This window comes from Brevundimonas sp., assembly GCF_035935935.1.
Taxonomy (GTDB): domain Bacteria; phylum Pseudomonadota; class Alphaproteobacteria; order Caulobacterales; family Caulobacteraceae; genus Brevundimonas.
The window spans coordinates 226,928-245,938 of sequence record NZ_DASYWO010000004.1 but is presented as its reverse complement, the minus strand read 5'-3'; the positions used below and the strand labels follow the sequence as shown (position 1 = coordinate 245,938).

Genomic DNA, 19,011 nt, shown 5'->3' with positions numbered 1-19,011 from the left:
CCGCAACTCCCCGTTCAGCGACCATCATGCCGTGACAGCGGAACGGCGCAAGCCGGGCCAGTGATGGAAGCTGATTCAGCGGCGGGCGGCGCCGAGAATGCGACGGTCGCCGCGGGACTGGACCAGCACGGCCACCCCGTCGCGGTCGCCCAGAGCCTCGGGCAGGGCGTAGACTTCGGGGCGGCCGGTCCAGGCGCCGAGGCGCGCCACGGTCCGGACGACGTTGACCTGACGCACCGTCTTGCCGCGGTTGTCGCCCGAGCCCACGCGCACGCTCTGGACGCCGGGCGTGTAGATCACGGCCACCACGTCGGCGCCGCCTTGCGGCACGCGGCCGGAGCCCACGCCCACGCGGTCGCCATCGGCGCGGAACTCGACCTCCGGCGGCCAGTCGCGACGGGCGGCGGCCTCGGTGACGGCGACGTCCAGCGGGCCGGCGGCGGCCGTGACGACGCGCCGGCCGTCGATGATGACCTGGGGCGTGGCGGGCGCGCGCAGGCGCAGGGCCTCGACGTACTGTCTCTGACGCGCGCTGAACGAGGGGCGCGCGAGCGTGTCCTTCCAACCCAGCCAGTCCCAGTAGTCGACGGGCCAGGTCAGCAGGATGACGTCGGCCTGATCCGCCAGACGCTCGACCACGCCATTGGCTTCCGGACAGCCGGCGCAGCCCTGGGCGGTGAAAAGCTCCACCACCACCGGCTCTTCGGCGACGACCGTCGGGCGCGCGCCCGTCTGGGCCGACGTCTGCGCGCCGCCCATAACCAGCGCGGCCAGCGCCGCGGCGACGATTCCTCCGATCCTCATGGCGGCGGAGCCTATCGGCCCGCGCGGCCGGCGCCGCTCATAATCCCGTGAGCAGGCCGTGACCCCTGTGGACGAAGCCGGGGATCAATCCATCAGCTGCTGGGCCAGATAGACATAGTGGCGGGCCCAGCGCCGCGCGTTGGCGACCGGGTCGGCGTCGTTGGAGTGACCGCCCGCCGTCTCCTCGTAATAGAGGTAGTCGTGGCCCTGGGCCGCCAGCCGCGCGGCGAACTTGCGGGCGTGGCCGGGGTGGACGCGGTCGTCTCGCGTGTTCGTCGTGATGTAGACGCGCGGATAGCGGACGTCGGGGCGAAGCTGCTGATAGGCGGAGTAGCGGGCGATGTACGCCGCCTGCTCCGGAATGCGCGGGTCGCCGTATTCGCCGATCCACGAGGCGCCGGCGGGCAGCAGGTGGTAGCGCAGCATGTCGATCAGCGGGCTTTCGATCACCGCGGCGTTGAACAGCTCCGGATGCTGGGTGATCGAGACCGAGGTCAGGACGCCGCCGTTGGAGCGCCCGTAGATGCCCAGCCGGCGCGGGCTGGTGATGCCGCGGTCGATCAGGTCGCGGGCCACCGCGGCGAAGTCGTCGAAGGCCAGCTGGCGGTTTTCCTTCAGCACGGCCTGGTGCCAGCCGGGGCCGAACTCGCCCCCGCCCCGGATGTTGGCCTGGACGAAGACGCCGCCGTTCTCCAGCCACAGCTTGCCCATCTCGGGCTTGTAGGCGGGCGGGAAGCTGGCCTGGAACCCGCCGTAGCCGAACAGGATGGTCGGCGCCGAGCCGTCCATGCGCAGGCCGCGCGGCATCACGACGAAATAGGGGATCTTCGTCCCGTCCGACGACGTGGCCTCGAACTGCTGCACCACGTGGGTCGAGGCGTCGAACTTGGGCGGGGCGGCGCGCAGGGCCGAAAGCGAGCGGCCAGAAGGTTCCAGCAGACTGAGCGTCGGCGGCGTCAGGAAGCCCTGGCTGGAGACGAAAACGCGGCCGGAGCCCTTGGACGCGTCACCCAGGGACAGCGCACTGGAGGTCGGGGCCTCGATGTCCCGGAGCACCCAGTGCGGGTTCGGGGCCGCCCTCTCAGGTGTCGAACCGACATGTATCAGCCGCCCCGACACGTTGTCGGAGATGGCGAGGATCAGGTGGTCCTCCAGGACGGCGACGTCCTGCAACGACTGGCGCGGCCCCGGCGAAAAGATCAGTGCAGGCGGGGACGGCTGGTCCTCCACAGGCGCGCGCAGGTCCATGAAGGGCACGGAAAGAAGCGACCCCGGCGGAACGTCGGCGCCTTGCAGCGCCCAGGCCTCGTCGTTGGAGAAGATCAGGCGTCCGCCCTGGGTGCCGTAGATCGACACCCGTTCCGGCAAGGCGAGGCGCGTGGGGCCCTGATCCGTCAGAAGCGCAGTCTCGGAGCGGAAGGTGTCCAGGGGCCGGCTGAACACGACCGCCTCCACGGCCCCCCCGGCGTCGCGGAAGACGGATGCGGAGACGCCGTAGCCGCCGTCGGATTGCGCCCCGCGATAGACCTCGGTCGCCTGCGCCAGGGTCTGGCCGCGCTTCAGCGACTTGATGATGTAAGGATAACCTGACTCCGTCAGCGTGCCGGGGCCGAAGTCGGTGGCGACGAGAAGCGTGTCGCGGTCCAGCCAGCTGAGGCGGTGCTTGCCCTCGGGCAGGACGAAGCCGCCGTCCACGAACGTCTTGGTCGTCAGGTCGAACTCGCGCACGACCACGGCGTCCTTGCCGCCGTCCGACAGCGAGATCAGGCAGCGGGTCTCGTCCGGAGCCAGGCACGAGGCGCCCTTGAACACCCAGTCCTTGCCCTCGGCGCGGGCCAGGGCGTCGACGTCCAGCAGCGTCTCCCACCGCGTGTCGGCCGACGCATACGACTCCAGCGTCGTGCGGCGCCAGACGCCCTTGGGATTGGTCGCGTCCTGCCAGAAATTGCCGATCCCGTCGCCGAGGAAGGACGGCGCGGGGATGCGGTCCGTGGCCGTCAGGATCGCCTCGGCCTCGGTCCGGAAGGTCTCGTAGCGAGGGTCGCCGGTCAGGGCCGACAGCGCCGTTTCGTTCGACGCCCGCACGAAGGCCATGGCTTCGGCCCCGTCCACCTGCTCCAGCGCCAGATGGTCGTCGGCGGCGGCCACGCCCTCGGGGGAGAGGTCGTCAGGCATGTGCGGAGGCGGCAGTTCAATCGAGGTTCCGCCCGGATTGGACATGACTTCCGTAACCGTCACGTACTGAGGCGCGCAGGCGGTCAGGGCCAGGGCCGAGGCGGTGATCAGAAGGGGGGCGCGCATCGTCGTACTCCGTTCAATCTGGATTTCCTCTGCTAGAAGCCGGGCGGAGGAGACCTTACCGGGCTCAATCCATCAGCCGCCGCGTCAGATAGGTGTATTCCAGCGCCAGACGCCGGGCCGTCTCGCGCAGGTTGGCGCCGGCGGCGTGGCCGCCGTCGGTGTTCTCATAGAACAGGACGTCGTAGCCCAGCTCCTGCATCCGGGCCGCGGCCTTGCGGGCATGGCCGGGGTGCACGCGGTCGTCCTTGGTGGAGGTATGGATGAAGACCTGCGGATAGGGCTGGCCCGCGCGCAGGTTCTGGTACGGCGAGTAGGCCGCGATCCACTCGCGCTCGGTCGGGACGTCCGGGTTGCCGTACTCCGCGATCCACGAGGCGCCGGCCAGCAGCTTGTGGAAGCGCAGCATGTCGAACAGCGGCACCTGGATGACGGCCGCGTTGATCAGGTCCGGGCGCTGGGTCAGCATGGCGCCCATGAACAGGCCGCCCTGCGAGCCGCCCATGACGCCGAGACGACGCGGGCTGGTGATGCCCCGGGCGATCAGGTCCAGCGCCACGGCCTGGAAGTCCTCATGCGCGCGCTGGCGGTTCTGCTGCAGCGCCGACTGGTGCCAGCTGGGCCCGAACTCGCCGCCGCCGCGGGTGTTGGCGACGACGTAGACGCCGCCGCGCTCCAGCCACAGCTTGCCGACGTTGGCCGAATAGCCGGGCAGCAGCGACGACTGGAAGCCGCCGTAGCCGTACAGCAGCGTCGGGTTCGATCCGTCGGTCGGGATGGCCTCGCGGCCCACCACGAAGTACGGGATCTTCGTGCCGTCGGCGCTGGTCGCCTCGAACTGGCGGACCTCCAGCCCCGTGGCGTCGAACTTGGCCGGCAGCGACTTGACGCTGCGCGCCTGCCCGGTCGCGGCGTCGACCAGCCACAGCGACTGGGGCGTCAGATAGCCGGACACCGAGGCGAAGACGCGGTCGTCCTGATCGGAGGCCGAGCCCAGATTGACGGACACGTTCTCCGGCAGATCGACCCTCGTCGCGGTCCAGCCGCCGTTCCGGTCGGGAGCATACGAGACCAGACCGCCGCGGACATTGTCGTACAGCGCCACGACCACGCGATTGCGGGTGTTGGCGACGCCCTCGATGGCCTGACGTTCGGTCGGGCGCAGGATGAGTTCGACCGGCGCCTGGGTGCGGCCCAGCAGGCCGTCCAGATCCCAGGCCACCAGATCTCCGGTCCTGAAGTCGCGTCCGCCGTGGCTCCAGTCCTGCTCCAGCGTCATGATGACCTTGCCGCCGACGAAGCCCGAGATCGACGACTTGGCCGGCAGCGGCAGTTTCGTCGTCGTGCCGTCGTCGTTCAGGACGTAGGTCTCGGTCTCGTAGAAGGTCACGCCGCGGTTGATCAACGTCGCCCGCAGCGCGCCGTCGGCGTCGCGCAGGGTGAAGCCCGAGGCGGAGACGTCCGTCTGCCGGCCGCGGAAGACCTCGACCGCCTGATCCATCGGCGTGCCGCGCGTCCAGCGCTTGACCACCATGGGATAGCCGGAGTCCGTCAGCGTGCCGGGCCCGAAGTCGCGCGAGATCAGCAGGGTGTTTTCGTCGATCCAGGTCGCGCCGCCCTTGGACTCGGGCAGGACGAAGCCTCCATCGACGAAGGTGCGGGTCGACCGGTCGAACTCGCGCACCGTGACCGCGTCCTTGCCGCCGTCGGACAGGGTGACGAGGCAACGGGTCTCCGCAGGCGACAGGCAGTTGGCGCCGCGCCAGACCCAGTTGGCGTTCTCGGCCTTCGACAGGGCGTCGACGTCGATGATTGTCGTCCATTGCGTCTGGTCGCCCAGGTAGCCGTCGACGGTGGTCATCCGCCACAGGCCGCGCACGTTCGTGCCGTCCTGCCAGAAGTTGGAAATTCCCTGCGCCTCGCCCTCCAGCCCCATGGCGAAGCCCGGCGCCGGGATGCGGTCGCGGGCCTCGAGGATGGCCAGCGCCTGGTCGTGGAGGCCCTGGTAGCGGGGGTCGCCCTGCAGCGTTCCGAGGCTGGTCTCGTTCTGCGCCTTGACCCAGGCCATGGCGCGCTCGCCCTCGACCTCCTCCAGCCACAGGTACGGGTCGGCGGCGTCGGTCTGGGCGAAGCCGGCGGCGGCCGCCTCCTGCGCAAGGGCGGGCGCGGCGGCGGGCAGGATGAAGGCGGTGGTCATGGCGAGCAGCGCGAGCCTGGTTTTGATCATGAAGGTCTCCCCGGAACTGGGGCGCACCTTAAGGACGCGAGGCCCGGCGGCAAGCCGCGATCAGTGGTTCCCCTCGTCCGGGATGCACAGCAGATTGCCGCAGGCCTTGCAGTGGACGGCGTCCGGGTCATGCACCTGCAGGCCGCAGCGGTCGCAGGGATAGCGGACCTTGTGCGGCCGCAGCAGGGTCTGGCCCAGCCGGACGAACAGGGTCACCCCCATGAGCATGATGGCGATCGAGACGATCCGGCCCCACGCCCCGGGCAGCAGGATGTCGCCGTAGCCCGTGGTCGTCAGGCTGGTGACGGTGAAATACAGGGCGTCGATCCAGCCGATCATGCCTTCCGCCTTCTCGAGGAAGAAGGTGTAGACGAAGCCGGTGGCCACGAAGACGAAGGTGATCAGGGCCGTCATCGACTTGGTGATCTCCTCCACCCGCGTGTCGTCGTAGCGGCGGCCGACGGTGCGCCAGAAGAAGTCCGAGTTGATCAGGGTCCAGAGCCGCAGCACGCGCAGGAAGCCGAGGTTGAACAGCCAGGCCGGGAACAGCAGCGTCGCCAGGATGAACAGGTCCATCCAGACGATCGGCTTCTTCAGCCAGTCCTTCAGATCGGAATAGCAGAGCGCCCGCGCCGTCAGGTCGGCCGCGAGGATGAAGGCGATGACGTAGTCGACGACGTAGAAGGCGATGGGCTGGTGCCGCAGCAGCGGCGCCGCGATGAAGAAGGCCACGATGGCCAGATCGACGACCAGCACGGCCAGGCGGAAGCGCACCGCCGTCGTCGACGTGCCGTGATACAGGGCCCGCAGGCGCGGCCTCAGGCGGAAGCCTTCATTCCGGGGCGCGGGCTCGGCCTTGGTCATCGTCCGGGCATAACGCGCGTCGCTCGCATCGGAAACCGCCGCGCTCTATATCCCCGGCATGAGCGGGCGTCCCTTCGTCAAGATGAACGGCTGCGGAAACGACTTCGTCGTCGTCGACGCGCTGTCACGTCCGTTCGCGCCGACGCAGGCGGAGGCGCGGGCGATCGCCGACCGCGCGACCGGACAGGGCTGCGACCAGCTGATCGCCATCGAGCCTTCCGCCCACGCCGACGCCTTCATGCGCGTGTGGAACGCCGACGGCGGCCCGGTCGAGACCTGCGGCAACGCCCTGCGCTGCGTCGGCTGGATGCTGATGGAGGCCAGCGGTCGCGACGCGGTCGCCATCGACACCCTGGGCGGGCGGACGACGGCCACCCGCGCCGGGCCGCGCCGCGTGACCGTGGACATGGGACCGCCGCGGCTGGACTGGCGCGACGTGCCGCTGGCCGAGGAAATGGACACGCGCGGCATCGAGCTGCAGGTCGGGCCGATCGACGCGCCGGTGCTGCACACGCCGGGCGCGGTCAGCATGGGCAATCCGCACGTGGTCTTCTTCATCGATCATGTGCCGGACGACGCCTTCGTGCGGGCGACCGGATCGCTGATCGAGCACCACCCCCTGTTCCCCGAGGGCGTCAACGTCGGCTTCGCCCACGTCGAGGCGCGGGACCGCATCCGGCTGAGGGTGTGGGAGCGCGGCGCGGGCCTGACCCTGGCGTGCGGCACCGGCGCCTGCGCCGCCCTGGTCGCCTGCGCGCGCAGAGGGCTGACGGAGCGCGCCGCGACGGTCGCCGTGGACGGCGGCGAGCTGGAGATCGCCTGGGACGAGGCGACGGGTCACGTGATGATGACCGGGCCGGTCGAGGTGGAGGGGACGGGTACGCTCTAGAGCACCTTCTTCAGGATCGGCCTGAGGCTGACCGCGCCCGCGCGGAAGTCGGGCCAGGGGTCGGGTTTCTTGAGGAGGGCGGCGGCGTCGTGGAGGGTGAAGGCGCGCGGGTCCAGGCCGGATTTGACCTGCCCCCACGACAGCGGGAAGGCGACGCCCGCGCCCGGCCGCGCGCGGGGCGACCAGGGGGCGACGGCGGTCGCCATGCGGCCGTTGCGCAGGTAGTCGAGGAAGATCTTCCCGCCTCGCGCCTTCTTGGCGATGGTGGTGGTGAAGCGGTCGGGCTGGTCCCTGCGGACGCGCTCGCAGACCTCCTTGGCGAAGGCCTTGCACTGATCCCATTCGATGCGGCTGCGGGCGTCGGTCCGGATCGGCACGACGACGTGCAGGCCCTTGCCCCCCGTGGTCTTGACGAAGGGGTTGAGGCCCAGCGCCTCGAGCTCCTTCTTCATCACCTTCGCGGCGGCGATGACGTCGGCGAAGTCGAGGCCCTCGTCGGGGTCGAGGTCGAAGGTGATCTGCTCCGGCGTCTCCGGATCGTCAGGGGCGCAGCCCCAGGGATGCAGCTCCAGCCCGCCGGACTGGCCGATGGCGACCAGACCCCCGACGTCCGACACGGCGACGTAGGGCGCGCGCTCCTTCACGTCCATCAGCTTCAGCCGGGGGTTGGAGCCGGGCATGGCGTGGCGCTGGAAGAATTTCTGGCCGGCGATGCCGTCGGGCGCGCGGATGATGGAGACGGGGCGGTCGGCGACGTGCGGCAGGATGCGGTCGACGGCCATTTCGTAATAGCGGACCAGCTCGCCCTTGGTGATCGCCGGGCGGTCGTCCACGGCGGGCCACAGGATCTTGTCGGGGTTGGAGATCGACACGCCGGCGACGATCAGCTTGCCCCTTTTTCCGCCGGGCGCGGGCTCGCCGGGCACGTGCAGGGCGGCGGCGACCCTGTCAGGTTTTCCTGACTTCCCGGCGGGCGTGGGCGCCTGCGGCCGCTCGGTCACCTCGGCGGCGGCCTTGTCCTCGCGCAGGCCCTTGTAGGCGGCATGACGCAGGGTGCCGCTCTCGGTGTAGCCCCCGTGTTCGATTTCGGCGACCAGCACCGGCTTCACCCAGTGGACGTCGCGGCCGCCCCGCGGCGCCCCCTTGCCGGCGAAGGGGCTGGTGTCCGAAGCGGCGGCCTTGAGCGGCGGCAGCAGGGTCTTGAGCAGGGGCTGGGCGTAGCCGGTGCCGACCCGGCCCAGCGAGCGCAGGCCGCCCGCCTCGCGCACGCCGACCAGCAGGGAGCGGAAGCGCGTGCCGCCCTCGGACGACCAGCCGCCGATCACCACCTCGTCGCGACCGCGGCACTTGGACTTCAGCCAGGCGCCCGACCGGCCCGCGGCGTAGGGCGCGTCCAGCTTCTTGGAGATGACGCCTTCCAGATCCATGCGGCAGGCGCTGTCCAGCACGGCCTGACCGGTGGTGGCGAAATGGTCGACGTAGCGGACGCGCTTGCCGGCCGCCTTCGGCACGCGGTCCAGATGGGCCTGAAGCCGCGCCTTGCGGTGCGAAAGGGCCAGTTTGCGCAGGTCCTCGGTCCCCTCGGCCAGCAGGTCGAAGGCGAAGAAGACCAGACCCGCCGTCCGCCCGTCGCCGATGGCGGCCTGCAGGGCCGAGAAGTCGGGCATGTGGTCGGCGTCCAGGGCGCAGACCTCGCCGTCCACGATGCCGTCGGGCCAGGACGCGGCGTCGGCGGCCAGTTCCGGAAACTTCGCCGACCAGTCGTGGCCGCGGCGGGTGTAGACCCTTGCCTGGCCGCCGCCGGTCGAGACCTGCACGCGGTAGCCGTCGAACTTGATCTCGTGCGCCCAGCCGGCGCCGGACGGCGGGTGGTCGGCCACCTTGCAGAGCTGGATCGGGACGAAGGCGGGGGGCTTGCCCAGCTTCGCCTCGCGCGCCTTCGGCTCCGGCGTCTTCGGAGCCTTCCGGGCCACGGGCTTCGACGAGGTCCACTTCTTCTTCCCCTCCGCGATCTCGGCCAGCGAGCGGCCGGTGGTCACGCTGGCGTCGATCTCCAGATTGGCGTCGCCCTCGCCCGGCACGGCATGCTCGTCCTTCTCCTTGATCAGCAGCCAGTTCGCCCGTTTGGACGGTTTTCCCCGATCGCTCTTCAGCCGGACCAGGGCCCAGCCGCCCTGCAGGCGCTCGCCCGACAGGGTCATCTTGATGGAGCCGCGCGCCCAGTCGTCCGACAGGGTCTCCGGGTGCTGGGGTTCCCACGTGCCGCGGTCCCACATCTGGACCGTGCCGGCGCCGTAGTTGCCCGACGGGATGGTCCCCTCGAACCCGCCATAGTCCAGCGGATGATCCTCGACCTCCACCGCCAGCCGCTTGACCGCGGGGTCGCGGGAGGGGGCCTTGGTCACGGCCCAGGATTTCAGCACTCCGTCGACCTCGATGCGGAAGTCCCAGTGCAGGCGCGTGGCCGCGTGGCGCTGGATCAGATAGGACCCGCCGGCCTTGCCCGCCCTGCCCTTCTTTCCCTTCGGCTCCGGCGTCTCGTCGAAGCGCCGCTTGGCCTGATAGGTCTTCAGTTCGCCCTTCGCCATGAGGGCGGAACGCACCATTTCCGGAATCGCTCAGCCTTCCGATGCAGCCGCTGAACGCCCAGACCAGCCGCACCATGAGCCGCGTGCGCTCGACCGGCACCACGCCGGAGACGCGCACGGCCGAGGCGCTGCGCGCGATCGGGGTGAAGTACCGCAAGCACGTGCGCGCCCTGCCGGGCACGCCGGACTTCGCCAACCGGACGCAGGGGTGGGCCGTGCTGGTCCACGGCTGCTTCTGGCATCGCCACGGCTGCAGGCGGACCACCACCCCGGTGCACAACGCGGAGCACTGGGCCGCCAAGTTCGCGCGCAATCAGGCGCGCGACGCGCGGGTGGAGGCGGCGTTGACGGCCAGGGGGCTGAAGGTGGTCACGGTCTGGGAATGCGAGACGAAAGACCGCGCGGCGCTGGAGGCGCGGCTGCGGGCGGAGCTTTCCTGAGCCGTCGCCTGCCCCCATCTGTCCGCCATGACCGACGCCGCGCCCCCCGCCCCCGCCGCCCGCACCCTGAAGATCGACTTCGTCTCGGACGTGGTCTGCCCGTGGTGCGTGGTGGGGCTGGGCGGGCTGGAGGCGGCGCTGGCGCGGCTGAAGGCCGAGGGGATCGGGGCCGAGATCACCTTCCGCCCGTTCGAGCTGAACCCGCAGATGGCGCCGGAGGGCGAGAACATCGTCGAGCATGTCGGCCGCAAATACGGATCGACGCCGCAGCAGTCGGCGGCCAACCGCGCCATGATCACCGAACGCGCGGCCGAGGCCTGGCCCGGGTTTCAGATGCGGATGGGCGAGGACAGCCGCATCTGGAACACCTTCGACGCCCACCGGCTACTGTGGTGGGCCGGGACGGTGGGGCCGGAGGCTCAGAGGGCGCTGAAGGAGGCCCTGTTCCGCGCCCACTTCACCGAGGGGCGCCGCCTGACCGACCCCGAGGTCCTGGCCGACGCGGCCGCGGCGGCGGGGCTGGACCGGGCCAGGGCCGTCGAGGTCCTGGCCGACGACCTGTACGCCGCCGACGTGCGCGCCGAAGAAGCCCTGTGGCGCGCCCGCGGCATCACCGGCGTGCCCGCCGTGGTGGTGGAGGGGAAGTGGCTGATCAGCGGCGGCCAGCCGGCGGCGGTGTTCGAGGAGGCGTTGCGGGGGATGGCAGGGGAGGGGTGAGGGCGTCGCGCCCTAATACCAATTTTGCAGAACAAAGGTTGAACATCGCCCCGAGCGGTGGTGTGATGAATCTCAGCAGGAGCGAGTCGAATGACAAAACCTCTCGGAGAAATCACAGCCACGTTCCGGTGCACGGCGTGCGATCAGCCGACCAGTCTCTCGGTCGACGACGATGATCAGGCGTCCTGTTCGAACTGCGGCGAAGCGTTCGGACCCATGTCCGAAATCCGAGCTTCGGTCCGAAAACAATCCGTCGATATGGCGAGGTCGGCGGTGAGAAAGGCGTTCCAGCGCCGCTGAGCTCCTGCACTGCCGCTACTGGTAGTCGATCATCGAGTAGTAAGCAGGCGGTTCGATCCCCATTAGGCCGTATCTAAGATAAAACTTCCGTGCAGCGCGCCAAGCGCGCACGAAACTGGGGGCCGCAGAGTCCTGTGCGATTGCGCCAAATGTATACCAAGAACCGTCAACGATCTGCGATCTGGTGAGTCGTTGGAGCGGATACCCATGAGCAGTCGCTACTCGGGCTCTCTCTCGCTGAGCACGGACCAGCATGTTCAGAAGCCAGCCATCCAGTTGCTCAAGCTGCCTACGGTTCGTGAGTAGGGGCATGAAGCCCATCAGCCCTCGTATTCCAGGTGGCTTCTGGTTGTGAAGCAGGAACTGCTGGATCTGGCGCTCGCCGAGACCGCCATAGATGTATTTCCTGATCTCGTTCAAGCAGGTGACGAAATCCCAATCGAAGAAATCCGCGCCAATCCTGTTTTGACCCATGATGCCGTGTGGGCCTCTCGTGTAAAGAAAGAGGTGTTTGTGGACTATGGATGAAATCCGTTTCTTGATCCGCCGCAGTGATTTGTCAGGGAGTTCAATCCTATCGTGGCAGATTCGGTGTCCTAGATAGTCGATATGATCAATTGTTTTAAGGTCGGCAATATCGTCATCGTCTATTGCCATGATGCGTTTCTCAAGCTCACTGCTTCCGCCTAACAGGCGGATGCCGGGAGATTTTTCCCGGTTGATCCGCAGGCCTGCCGCGGCGCAGTGCGCGCGGAACTCTTCGGCCACACGCAATGCATCAGTGAACGTTTGAGTGACGGCGACGACGTCATCCGCGAAACGGACAAACGACCCGTTCATTTGTTCCAGTGAAAGGTCGAGGGCGTGGCCAGTGGCGTTTGACAAGAACAAGGACATCGAGCTGCCTTGAGGAACGCCCGCGCTTCGCTGTTCAAACGTTCCGCCGGGGTAATCTGCTACGCGAGCAAAGCGGTGACGCAAGAACGCCTTTGCGACGGTGCGCTCCGCGTTGGACAGGATAAATTTGCGCCGATCCGATATGATTTTCGAGATGTAGTCCTGATCGATAGTATCGAAGAACTTCGAAAAGTCGTACTGGACGACATAAACTTTACTCCCAGTAACGGAGCGCTTGAGGTTTATGATAGCATCAAATACGGACTTGTCTGGACGGTAAGCAAAGCTGTTGCTCGAAAGAATATTGATGTTTCTTCGCGTAGCGGCGCGATGGACGACATTTGCAACAGCAGCGTCTGGAATGGAGAACGCCATGATGACGCGAGCGCCTCCGCCCGGCTTTTCAATTTCGTATTGGACAGCGGGGGTTGGTTCATACTCCCCAGCCTGAATTTTGCGCCAGATCGTGCGACTCAAGAAACGCGAGTGCTTGATGCAGTATTTTGGATCGAAGTGGGGATGCAGGCCCCAAGCACTCGGGTCTGTAATGCGGGGAGCGCCGGGAGCCTGGCCGGTCCGCTTGGAATACTTGGAGGCGTACTTTCGGCTCGTCGCTATTCCCGCGTGATGCCGACGTAGTGCCGATCTCGCCTTACGGATAAGCGCTTCTTCTATGAGTTCTTGCATTCTCAAGCCCCCAATGTGGAGGCACCAGCGTCGGCAAGTCAGGGCTTCTTTTGCGAAAGGGCGACCCGCTAATCTCGCTGCAGGCCTGCAAAGTGATTTTCCCGACGCTGGCTAGCGCACCTCGCACATAGGCTAAGCTTGGACAGCGCACCTGTGGTTGTCAAGCTGGCCCTCGTCACACCTTCACCTCAATTTCCCCTCCCCCGGCCCTGAACTTCTCGCTCATCGCCGCCATGCCCGCTTCGGCCTCGGCCAGCGAGCCCCCGGCGTCGTTCTGGACGCGCGCGGCGTCGCGGATGTCCTGGCTGATCTTCATGCTGCAGAACTTGGGGCCGCACATGGAGCAGAAGTGGGCGGTCTTGTGCGCCTCTTTCGGCAGGGTCTCGTCGTGGTACTGGCGCGCCGTCTCGGGGTCGAGGCCGAGGTTGAACTGGTCCTCCCAGCGGAACTCGAACCGGGCCCGTGAAAGGGCGTCGTCGTGGGCGCGGGCGGCGGGGTGGCCCTTGGCGAGGTCGGCGGCGTGGGCGGCGATCTTGTAGGTGATGACGCCGTCCTTGACGTCCTGACGGTCGGGCAGGCCCAGGTGCTCCTTGGGCGTGACGTAGCAGAGCATGGCCGTGCCGAACCAGCCGATCATGGCCGCGCCGATGGCGCTGGTGATGTGGTCGTACCCCGGCGCGATGTCGGTGGTCAGCGGCCCGAGCGTATAGAAGGGCGCCTCGTGGCACCACTTCAGCTGCTCGTCCATGTTCTGCTTGATCTTGTGCATCGGCACGTGGCCGGGGCCCTCGATCATGACCTGGCAGCCGTGGTCCCAGGCGACCTTCGTCAGCTCTCCGAGCGTGCGAAGCTCGGCGAACTGGGCCTGGTCGTTGGCGTCGGCGATGGAGCCGGGGCGGAGCCCATCGCCCAGCGAGAACGACACGTCGTAGGCGCGCATGATCTCGCAGACCTCGTCGAAGCGCTCATACAGGAAGCTCTCCCTGTGATGCGCCAGGCACCACTTGGCCATGATGGAGCCGCCGCGCGAGACGATGCCGGTGACGCGGTTCGCCGTCATCGGCACGAAGGGCAGGCGCACGCCGGCGTGGATGGTGAAATAGTCCACACCCTGCTCGGCCTGTTCGATCAGGGTGTCGGCGAAGACGTCGAAGGTCAGGTCCTCGGCCACGCCGCCGACCTTCTCCAGCGCCTGATAGATGGGCACGGTGCCGATGGGGACGCTGGAGTTGCGGATGATCCAGTCGCGGATGTTGTGGATGTTGCGGCCGGTCGACAGGTCCATGACGTTGTCGGCCCCCCAGCGGGTGGCCCAGACCAGCTTGTCGACCTCGTCGTCCACCGAGGACAGGACCGCCGAGTTGCCGATGTTGGCGTTGATCTTCACCAGGAAGTTGCGGCCGATGATCATCGGCTCGACCTCGGGGTGGTTGATGTTCTGGGGAATGATGGCGCGGCCGCGGGCGATCTCCTGACGCACGAACTCGGGCGTGACGAAGTCGGGGATGCTGGCGCCGAAGTCCTCGCCGTCGCGGACGCAGGGGGCGGTCTGCTCGCGCCGCAGGTTCTCGCGGATGGCGACGAACTCCATCTCGGGCGTGATGACGCCCGCGCGGGCGTATTCCAGCTGGGTCACCGGGCGGCCGGGGACGCCCTTGAACACCTGATGCCGGCTGACGTCGAAGCGGGGGGCCAGATGCTTGCCGGACGCGTGGCCGTTGTCCTCGGGCTTCACCTCGCGCGGGTTGGCGACGGGGGCGACGTCGCCGCGGTCCAGCCGCCAGGAGGACATGACCCTGGGCAGGCCCCGGGTGATGTCGATGGCCGCGTCCGGGTCTGTGTAGGGGCCGGAGGAGTCGTACATCGTCACCGGCGGCTCATTGGCGCTGGGGTGCACCGCGACCTCGCGGAAGGGCACGCGGATGTCAGGGTAGAGCTCGCCGGAGACGTAGACCTTGCGTCCGCCCTCGCGCGGACCGACGGGCACACGGCCGGCCTTTTCCGCCACCTTGCGGCGGGCCTCGGCCAAGGGAAGGGTCGAGGACTCGGGCTCGACCGGCGCGGCGGTGGGGACGTGGACGTTCATTGGCGGCCTCTTCTCGCAAGAGGGACCGCCGGCGCGGTGTGAGACTCCGGACGTGCTCCGGAGCGTGTCTCGTCCCTTCGCCGGCATGACCCGGATCAGGTTCGGCCGGTCAGAGGGACACCTCTATCTCAGCGGCTCAGGCCGCCCCCGGGAGAACGGCCGGACGATAGCGGAGCGTCAGGGCTCCGACCACCCCTTCACCACCGGCAACGTCGCGGCGGGATCGGCGGGGACGATCAGGGTCAGGCGCGCCTTGCCATGGCCGGGGACGTAGTCGGTCTCGGCCTCGGACCCCATCAGGGCGACGCGGGCGCGGGCGGCCGTCTCGTCGCCGCGGTTGACGACCTCGACCTCGGCCGCCCAGCCGTCGGCCAGGGGGCGCGCCTCGACGACGTGGGCGGTCAGCTGGGGCGGCGTTTCCTCGCCCTTGGCGTCCTTCAGCAGCAGGGTCAGGGTCAGCAGGATCACGGCGGCGCCCAGCGCGGCCATGATCCACTCCAGCACCGGCGGGCGGGGCGGGGGCGACTTCGACTTCGCGCGCGCCCTGGACTTCGGAGCCTGGGCCATCAGACCAGCAGCCGCGCGGCGGCGGCCCCCAGACCGGCGGGAAAGCCGAGCACGACGGCCAGCGCAGCGATCTCGTGCGCGCCCTGCCCGTCCGTGCGGCCCAGCAGCCACAGAACGTAGAGGCAGGTCAGCAGCACCAGCCCGTAGCCCGCGACCGTGAAGTGGAAGAAGGCCAGCAAGGGGCGGTCGTGCGCGTGCTGCCCGGCGAAGCCGACGCCGTAGACGAAGGCGTGCATCAGGCCGAGGGTCGCGGCCAGCAGGGCGACGCTCTGCACCGCGTTCAGCCGCCATGCGATGAGGAGCATCTCCTCCGTCGGGGCCATGTTCAGCGCGAGGAACAGGGCGCCGACGATCATCAGGAACAGTTCGGCGGCATAGCCCCGAGGTTCCCCCGCGCGCGAGGCGCCCAGCTGTCGACGCGCCAGAAGGGCGCCGATGCCCGCCGGCACGCTCTGCAGCGCCGCCTGCCCCAGCCAGGCGTCGACGGGAAGGTCCAGCCTGAGCGCCCCCACGCCGAAGAGCACCGCGGTGGAGACGAGAAAGCCCAGCGCCACGGCGGTCAGGGTCTCCAGCGCGTGGTCCAGCCAGCCGCCGCCCTCGCGCAGGCCGACCGACCACGACAGGCCGAACAGCAGCGGCAGGCCCGAGGCCACGAACAGCGCCAGCCGCGGCCGGTCCATGGCATGGCCCAGGGCCCACATCTCCATGGTCATCAGCAGCGGCACGGCGAAGATCAGGGCGCCCGCCGCCCCGCGCGCCAGATCGCGGGCGAAGGCGAGGTCGGACGGGACGCGCGGGGCGGCGACGGCGGTCATCCGACGGCAACGCTTGAAGGGCGCCGGAGGCTCCCGTCCCGTCCGGCACGGTGCTAAGCGGGACGCCTGATCCCAAGGAGCCCCCATGCACCTCGCCCGCTTTCCCCGCGTCCGCCTGGCCCATCTGCCGACGCCGCTGGAGCCCCTGCCCCGACTGGGTGAAAAACTGGGCCTCGATCTCTGGATCAAGCGCGACGACGCCACCGGACTGGCGGGCGGCGGCAACAAGACGCGCAAGCTGGAGTTCCTGCTGGGCGACGCCTTCGAGAAGGGGGCCGACGTGCTGGTGACGCAGGGGGCCGTGCAGTCCAACCACGTGCGTCAGACGGCGGCGGCGGCGGCGGCGCACGGCTTGGGGTGCGCCATCATTCTGGAGGCCCGGACGGGCTCGACGGCGCCGGACTACGTCGGCAACGGCAACGTTCTGCTGGACAAGCTGTTCGGGGCCTCGATCCGCACGGTGGACGCCGGCACGGACATGAACGCCGAGCTGGAGACGGAGGCGGCGCGGCTGCGCGGCGAGGGACGCCGGCCCTACGTCATCCCCGGCGGCGGCTCGAACCCGATCGGGGCGCTGGGCTACGTCGACTGCGCGCGCGAGATCGTGACGCAGGCGGACGATCTGGATCTGGCGATCGACCGCATCGTGACGGCGACGGGCAGCGCGGGCACGCACGGCGGACTGGTGGCGGGGCTGGCGGTGATGGGCGCCGACGTGCCGGTGCTGGGCTTCGGCGTGCGCGCGCCCAAGGCCCGGCAGGAAGCCATGGTCCTGAAGCTGGCGCGCGAGACCGCCGCCCTTCTGGGCCGGCCGGACGCGGTGACCGACGACATGGTGGTGGCCGACTGCGACTACGTCGGCGAAGGCTATGGGCTGGTGGATCAGGGGGTGATCGACGCCCTGGTCCTGGCCGCGCGGACGGACGGCATCGTGCTGGACCCCGTCTATTCCGCCAAGGCGATGAAGGGCCTGATCGCGCGAACCGCGGAGTTCCGGGGCGAGACGGTGGTGTTCCTGCACACCGGCGGGGCGCAGGGGCTGTTCGGCTACCAGAGCGTGCTGGAGGGGGCGCTCGGTCACGGCGGCACGGTCGAAAATTGACGTAGGAACCGCCGCGCAGGCCTCGGGTTAGACCGGCTCGCACAGGAGAGCCGAGATGCTGGCCACCGATTACCGCGGGCCGCGACGCGTGCGCGTCGTGGAGAAGCCGATGCCGCGGATCGAGCATCCGCGCGACGCCGTCGTGCGGGTCACCCGCTCCTGCATCTGCGGATCGGACCTGCACCTTTATCATGGCATGGTGCCGGACACCCGGGTGGGGACGACCTTCGGGCACGAGTTCTGCGGCGTGGTCGAGGAGGTCGGGTCGGCGGTGGAGACGCTGCAGAAGGGCGACCACGTGCTGGTGCCGTTCAACATCGCCTGCGGCCAGTGCCACTTCTGCAAGCAGGGCCTGTTCGGCAACTGCCACGAGAGCAATCCCCAGACCACGGCGGTCGGCGGCATCTTCGGCTATTCGCACACCGCCGGCGGCTATGACGGCGGACAGGCCGAGTATGTGCGCGTGCCCTATGCCGACGTCGGGCCGACGATCATCCCCGACTGGATGGACCCCGAGGACGCCGTCCTTCTGACCGACGTCGTGCCGACCGGCTATCAGGCCGCGGAGATGGGCGGCATCCAGCCGGGCGACACCGTGGTGGTGTTCGGCGCCGGACCCGTCGGCCTGCTGGCCGCCCGAAGCGCCTGGCTGTTCGGCGCAGGCCGGGTCATCGTGATCGACCACCACGAGTACCGTCTGGAGTTCGCCCGCACCTCCTGCCCGGCCGAGGTGTACGACTTCCGGGAAATCGGCGACCCCGTGGTGTTCCTGAAGAAGATCACCGACATCGGCGCCGACGTCTGCATCGACGCGGTGGGAGCGGACGCGTCCGGCAACGCCTGGCACACCGTCTTCGGCAAGAAACTGAAGCTGGAGGCGGGCAATGCCGTGCCCCTGCACTGGGCGATCAACTCGGTGAAGAAGGGCGGCGTCGTTTCCATCGTCGGCGTCTATGGCCCGACGGGCAACGTCGTGCCGATCGGGAACGTCGTGAACAAGGGCATCACCATCCGGGCCAATCAGGCGTCGGTGAAGCGGCTGCTGCCGCGCCTGATCGAGCATGTGAAGGAAGGGCGCATCGATCCCAAGGGGATCATCACCCACCGGATGCCGCTGGAAGAGGCCGCCGAGGCCTATCACCTGTTCTCGTCGAAGCTGGACGGCTGCATCAAGCCCGTGCTCATCCCGAACGCCGCCTGAGGAGACGACGATGACCCAAAGCGATCAGGCGAAGGCCGCGGCCGCAGCGGCCGTCCCGCGCATCGATCCGGCGACGGTGCCCGGCTGGGGCGTGGACGCGGATCCCGACAATGACCCGACATGGCCGATGCGCGACCGTACGCGCGACGACGGGCCGGGCATGAACTGGACGCCTCCCGAAACGCAGACGGCCGACGTCGAAATCCTGCAGTCCGTCGAGCATCAGCGGCGGCCGGCCTCGGTCGGCACCACCCTGCCGCCACGCGGCCTGAGCGGACTGATGCGACGGCGGGCCTTCCGGCTGAGCGAGAGCCAGTGGGGCCACTGGCTGATGCTGATGGCCGCGGATCGCGTCGACACTGTGGAAGGCCTGATCGACGACGTGCGGGGCGGACGGATGCCGAACCCGCTGGTGGAGATGGGCCTGGTTCCGCGCGCCCGCGCGCGGGAGGCGGCGATCGGCACGCTTGCGGCAGTGGTCGGCGTCGGCGTTCTGATCGGCTATGGACTGTCGCGGCGACGCCGATAG

The 19,011-nt window shown here is 68.9% G+C and carries 15 protein-coding genes and 1 riboswitch; of the genes, 6 read left to right on the top strand and 9 right to left on the bottom strand.

Annotated features, from left to right (window positions below; genetic code table 11):
- Nucleotides 1-75 precede the first annotated feature (75 nt).
- The 4 genes from VGR32_RS04595 to VGR32_RS04580 form a co-directional block, all read right to left on the bottom strand.
- Nucleotides 76-804, bottom strand: coding sequence for a DUF1223 domain-containing protein (locus VGR32_RS04595; RefSeq protein ID WP_327448508.1), 729 nt, complete (start codon nucleotides 802-804; stop codon nucleotides 76-78).
- Between the two features lie 84 nt (nucleotides 805-888).
- Nucleotides 889-3,105 (bottom strand): prolyl oligopeptidase family serine peptidase, encoded by a 2,217-nt coding sequence (locus VGR32_RS04590; RefSeq protein ID WP_327448506.1) that lies wholly within the window; start codon nucleotides 3,103-3,105, stop codon nucleotides 889-891.
- A 64-nt stretch (nucleotides 3,106-3,169) separates the two neighbouring features.
- Nucleotides 3,170-5,329, bottom strand: a complete 2,160-nt coding sequence (locus VGR32_RS04585; protein ID WP_327448504.1) for a prolyl oligopeptidase family serine peptidase — start codon at nucleotides 5,327-5,329, stop codon at nucleotides 3,170-3,172.
- A gap of 60 nt (nucleotides 5,330-5,389) precedes the next feature.
- Complete coding sequence (locus VGR32_RS04580) at nucleotides 5,390-6,193, bottom strand: potassium channel family protein (RefSeq protein WP_327448502.1); 804 nt, start codon at nucleotides 6,191-6,193, stop codon at nucleotides 5,390-5,392.
- 58 nt (nucleotides 6,194-6,251) lie between these two features.
- Here VGR32_RS04580 and dapF point away from each other — a divergent pair, with 58 nt between their 5' ends.
- A complete protein-coding gene (dapF, locus tag VGR32_RS04575; RefSeq protein WP_327448500.1) occupies nucleotides 6,252-7,082 on the top strand; it encodes a diaminopimelate epimerase in 831 nt (276 codons plus the stop codon).
- Here the strand turns inward: dapF and ligD are convergent.
- On the bottom strand, nucleotides 7,079-9,670 hold the full coding sequence (ligD, locus tag VGR32_RS04570) for a DNA ligase D (protein ID WP_414642892.1): 2,592 nt from the start codon (nucleotides 9,668-9,670) through the stop codon (nucleotides 7,079-7,081). The two genes, dapF and ligD, sit on opposite strands and share 4 nt — an antisense overlap.
- A gap of 41 nt (nucleotides 9,671-9,711) precedes the next feature.
- Here ligD and VGR32_RS04565 point away from each other — a divergent pair, with 41 nt between their 5' ends.
- Both VGR32_RS04565 and VGR32_RS04560 read left to right on the top strand, forming a co-directional pair.
- The gene (locus VGR32_RS04565; RefSeq protein ID WP_327448496.1) at nucleotides 9,712-10,110 is read left to right on the top strand and encodes a very short patch repair endonuclease; all 399 of its coding nucleotides are present in this window, start codon (nucleotides 9,712-9,714) and stop codon (nucleotides 10,108-10,110) included.
- A 27-nt stretch (nucleotides 10,111-10,137) separates the two neighbouring features.
- Nucleotides 10,138-10,827, top strand: coding sequence for a DsbA family oxidoreductase (locus VGR32_RS04560; protein ID WP_327448494.1), 690 nt, complete (start codon nucleotides 10,138-10,140; stop codon nucleotides 10,825-10,827).
- 315 nt (nucleotides 10,828-11,142) lie between these two features.
- Here VGR32_RS04560 and VGR32_RS04555 read toward each other — a convergent pair whose 3' ends face one another.
- From VGR32_RS04555 to VGR32_RS04540, 4 genes are all read right to left on the bottom strand, one after another.
- Complete coding sequence (locus VGR32_RS04555) at nucleotides 11,143-12,711, bottom strand: reverse transcriptase domain-containing protein (RefSeq protein ID WP_327448492.1); 1,569 nt, start codon at nucleotides 12,709-12,711, stop codon at nucleotides 11,143-11,145.
- A gap of 175 nt (nucleotides 12,712-12,886) precedes the next feature.
- Complete coding sequence (gene thiC / locus VGR32_RS04550; RefSeq protein ID WP_327448490.1) at nucleotides 12,887-14,797, bottom strand: phosphomethylpyrimidine synthase ThiC; 1,911 nt, start codon at nucleotides 14,795-14,797, stop codon at nucleotides 12,887-12,889.
- 54 nt (nucleotides 14,798-14,851) lie between these two features.
- Nucleotides 14,852-14,958, bottom strand: a riboswitch (TPP riboswitch).
- 16 nt (nucleotides 14,959-14,974) lie between these two features.
- Nucleotides 14,975-15,364 (bottom strand): hypothetical protein, encoded by a 390-nt coding sequence (locus tag VGR32_RS04545; RefSeq protein WP_327448488.1) that lies wholly within the window; start codon nucleotides 15,362-15,364, stop codon nucleotides 14,975-14,977.
- Nucleotides 15,364-16,179, bottom strand: coding sequence for a TIGR02587 family membrane protein (locus VGR32_RS04540; protein WP_327448486.1), 816 nt, complete (start codon nucleotides 16,177-16,179; stop codon nucleotides 15,364-15,366). The genes VGR32_RS04545 and VGR32_RS04540 overlap by 1 nt, the downstream gene beginning before the upstream one ends.
- Nucleotides 16,180-16,264: 85 nt before the next feature.
- Here VGR32_RS04540 and VGR32_RS04535 point away from each other — a divergent pair, with 85 nt between their 5' ends.
- From VGR32_RS04535 to VGR32_RS04525, 3 genes are read left to right on the top strand one after another with little or no spacing between them, the layout of a single operon-like run.
- A complete protein-coding gene (locus VGR32_RS04535) occupies nucleotides 16,265-17,281 on the top strand; it encodes a D-cysteine desulfhydrase (protein WP_327448484.1) in 1,017 nt (338 codons plus the stop codon).
- A 55-nt stretch (nucleotides 17,282-17,336) separates the two neighbouring features.
- A complete protein-coding gene (locus tag VGR32_RS04530; RefSeq protein ID WP_327448482.1) occupies nucleotides 17,337-18,482 on the top strand; it encodes a zinc-dependent alcohol dehydrogenase in 1,146 nt (381 codons plus the stop codon).
- Between the two features lie 10 nt (nucleotides 18,483-18,492).
- Nucleotides 18,493-19,011 carry a hypothetical protein gene (locus tag VGR32_RS04525; protein WP_327448480.1) on the top strand — a complete coding sequence of 173 codons (519 nt, stop codon included), beginning with the start codon at nucleotides 18,493-18,495 and terminating at the stop codon, nucleotides 19,009-19,011.

Coding starts and splice junctions, on each gene's coding strand:
- VGR32_RS04580 (WP_327448502.1), bottom strand. CDS start 6,193: ATGACCAAGGCCGAGCCCGCGCCCCGGAATGAAGGCTTCCGCCTGAGG.
- VGR32_RS04555 (WP_327448492.1), bottom strand. CDS start 12,711: ATGCAAGAACTCATAGAAGAAGCGCTTATCCGTAAGGCGAGATCGGCA.
- VGR32_RS04545 (WP_327448488.1), bottom strand. CDS start 15,364: ATGGCCCAGGCTCCGAAGTCCAGGGCGCGCGCGAAGTCGAAGTCGCCC.
- VGR32_RS04560 (WP_327448494.1), top strand. CDS start 10,138: ATGACCGACGCCGCGCCCCCCGCCCCCGCCGCCCGCACCCTGAAGATC.
- thiC (WP_327448490.1), bottom strand. CDS start 14,797: ATGAACGTCCACGTCCCCACCGCCGCGCCGGTCGAGCCCGAGTCCTCG.
- VGR32_RS04565 (WP_327448496.1), top strand. CDS start 9,712: ATGCAGCCGCTGAACGCCCAGACCAGCCGCACCATGAGCCGCGTGCGC.
- VGR32_RS04535 (WP_327448484.1), top strand. CDS start 16,265: ATGCACCTCGCCCGCTTTCCCCGCGTCCGCCTGGCCCATCTGCCGACG.
- VGR32_RS04530 (WP_327448482.1), top strand. CDS start 17,337: ATGCTGGCCACCGATTACCGCGGGCCGCGACGCGTGCGCGTCGTGGAG.
- dapF (WP_327448500.1), top strand. CDS start 6,252: ATGAGCGGGCGTCCCTTCGTCAAGATGAACGGCTGCGGAAACGACTTC.
- ligD (WP_414642892.1), bottom strand. CDS start 9,670: ATGGCGAAGGGCGAACTGAAGACCTATCAGGCCAAGCGGCGCTTCGAC.
- VGR32_RS04540 (WP_327448486.1), bottom strand. CDS start 16,179: ATGACCGCCGTCGCCGCCCCGCGCGTCCCGTCCGACCTCGCCTTCGCC.
- VGR32_RS04590 (WP_327448506.1), bottom strand. CDS start 3,105: ATGCGCGCCCCCCTTCTGATCACCGCCTCGGCCCTGGCCCTGACCGCC.
- VGR32_RS04525 (WP_327448480.1), top strand. CDS start 18,493: ATGACCCAAAGCGATCAGGCGAAGGCCGCGGCCGCAGCGGCCGTCCCG.
- VGR32_RS04595 (WP_327448508.1), bottom strand. CDS start 804: ATGAGGATCGGAGGAATCGTCGCCGCGGCGCTGGCCGCGCTGGTTATG.
- VGR32_RS04585 (WP_327448504.1), bottom strand. CDS start 5,329: ATGATCAAAACCAGGCTCGCGCTGCTCGCCATGACCACCGCCTTCATC.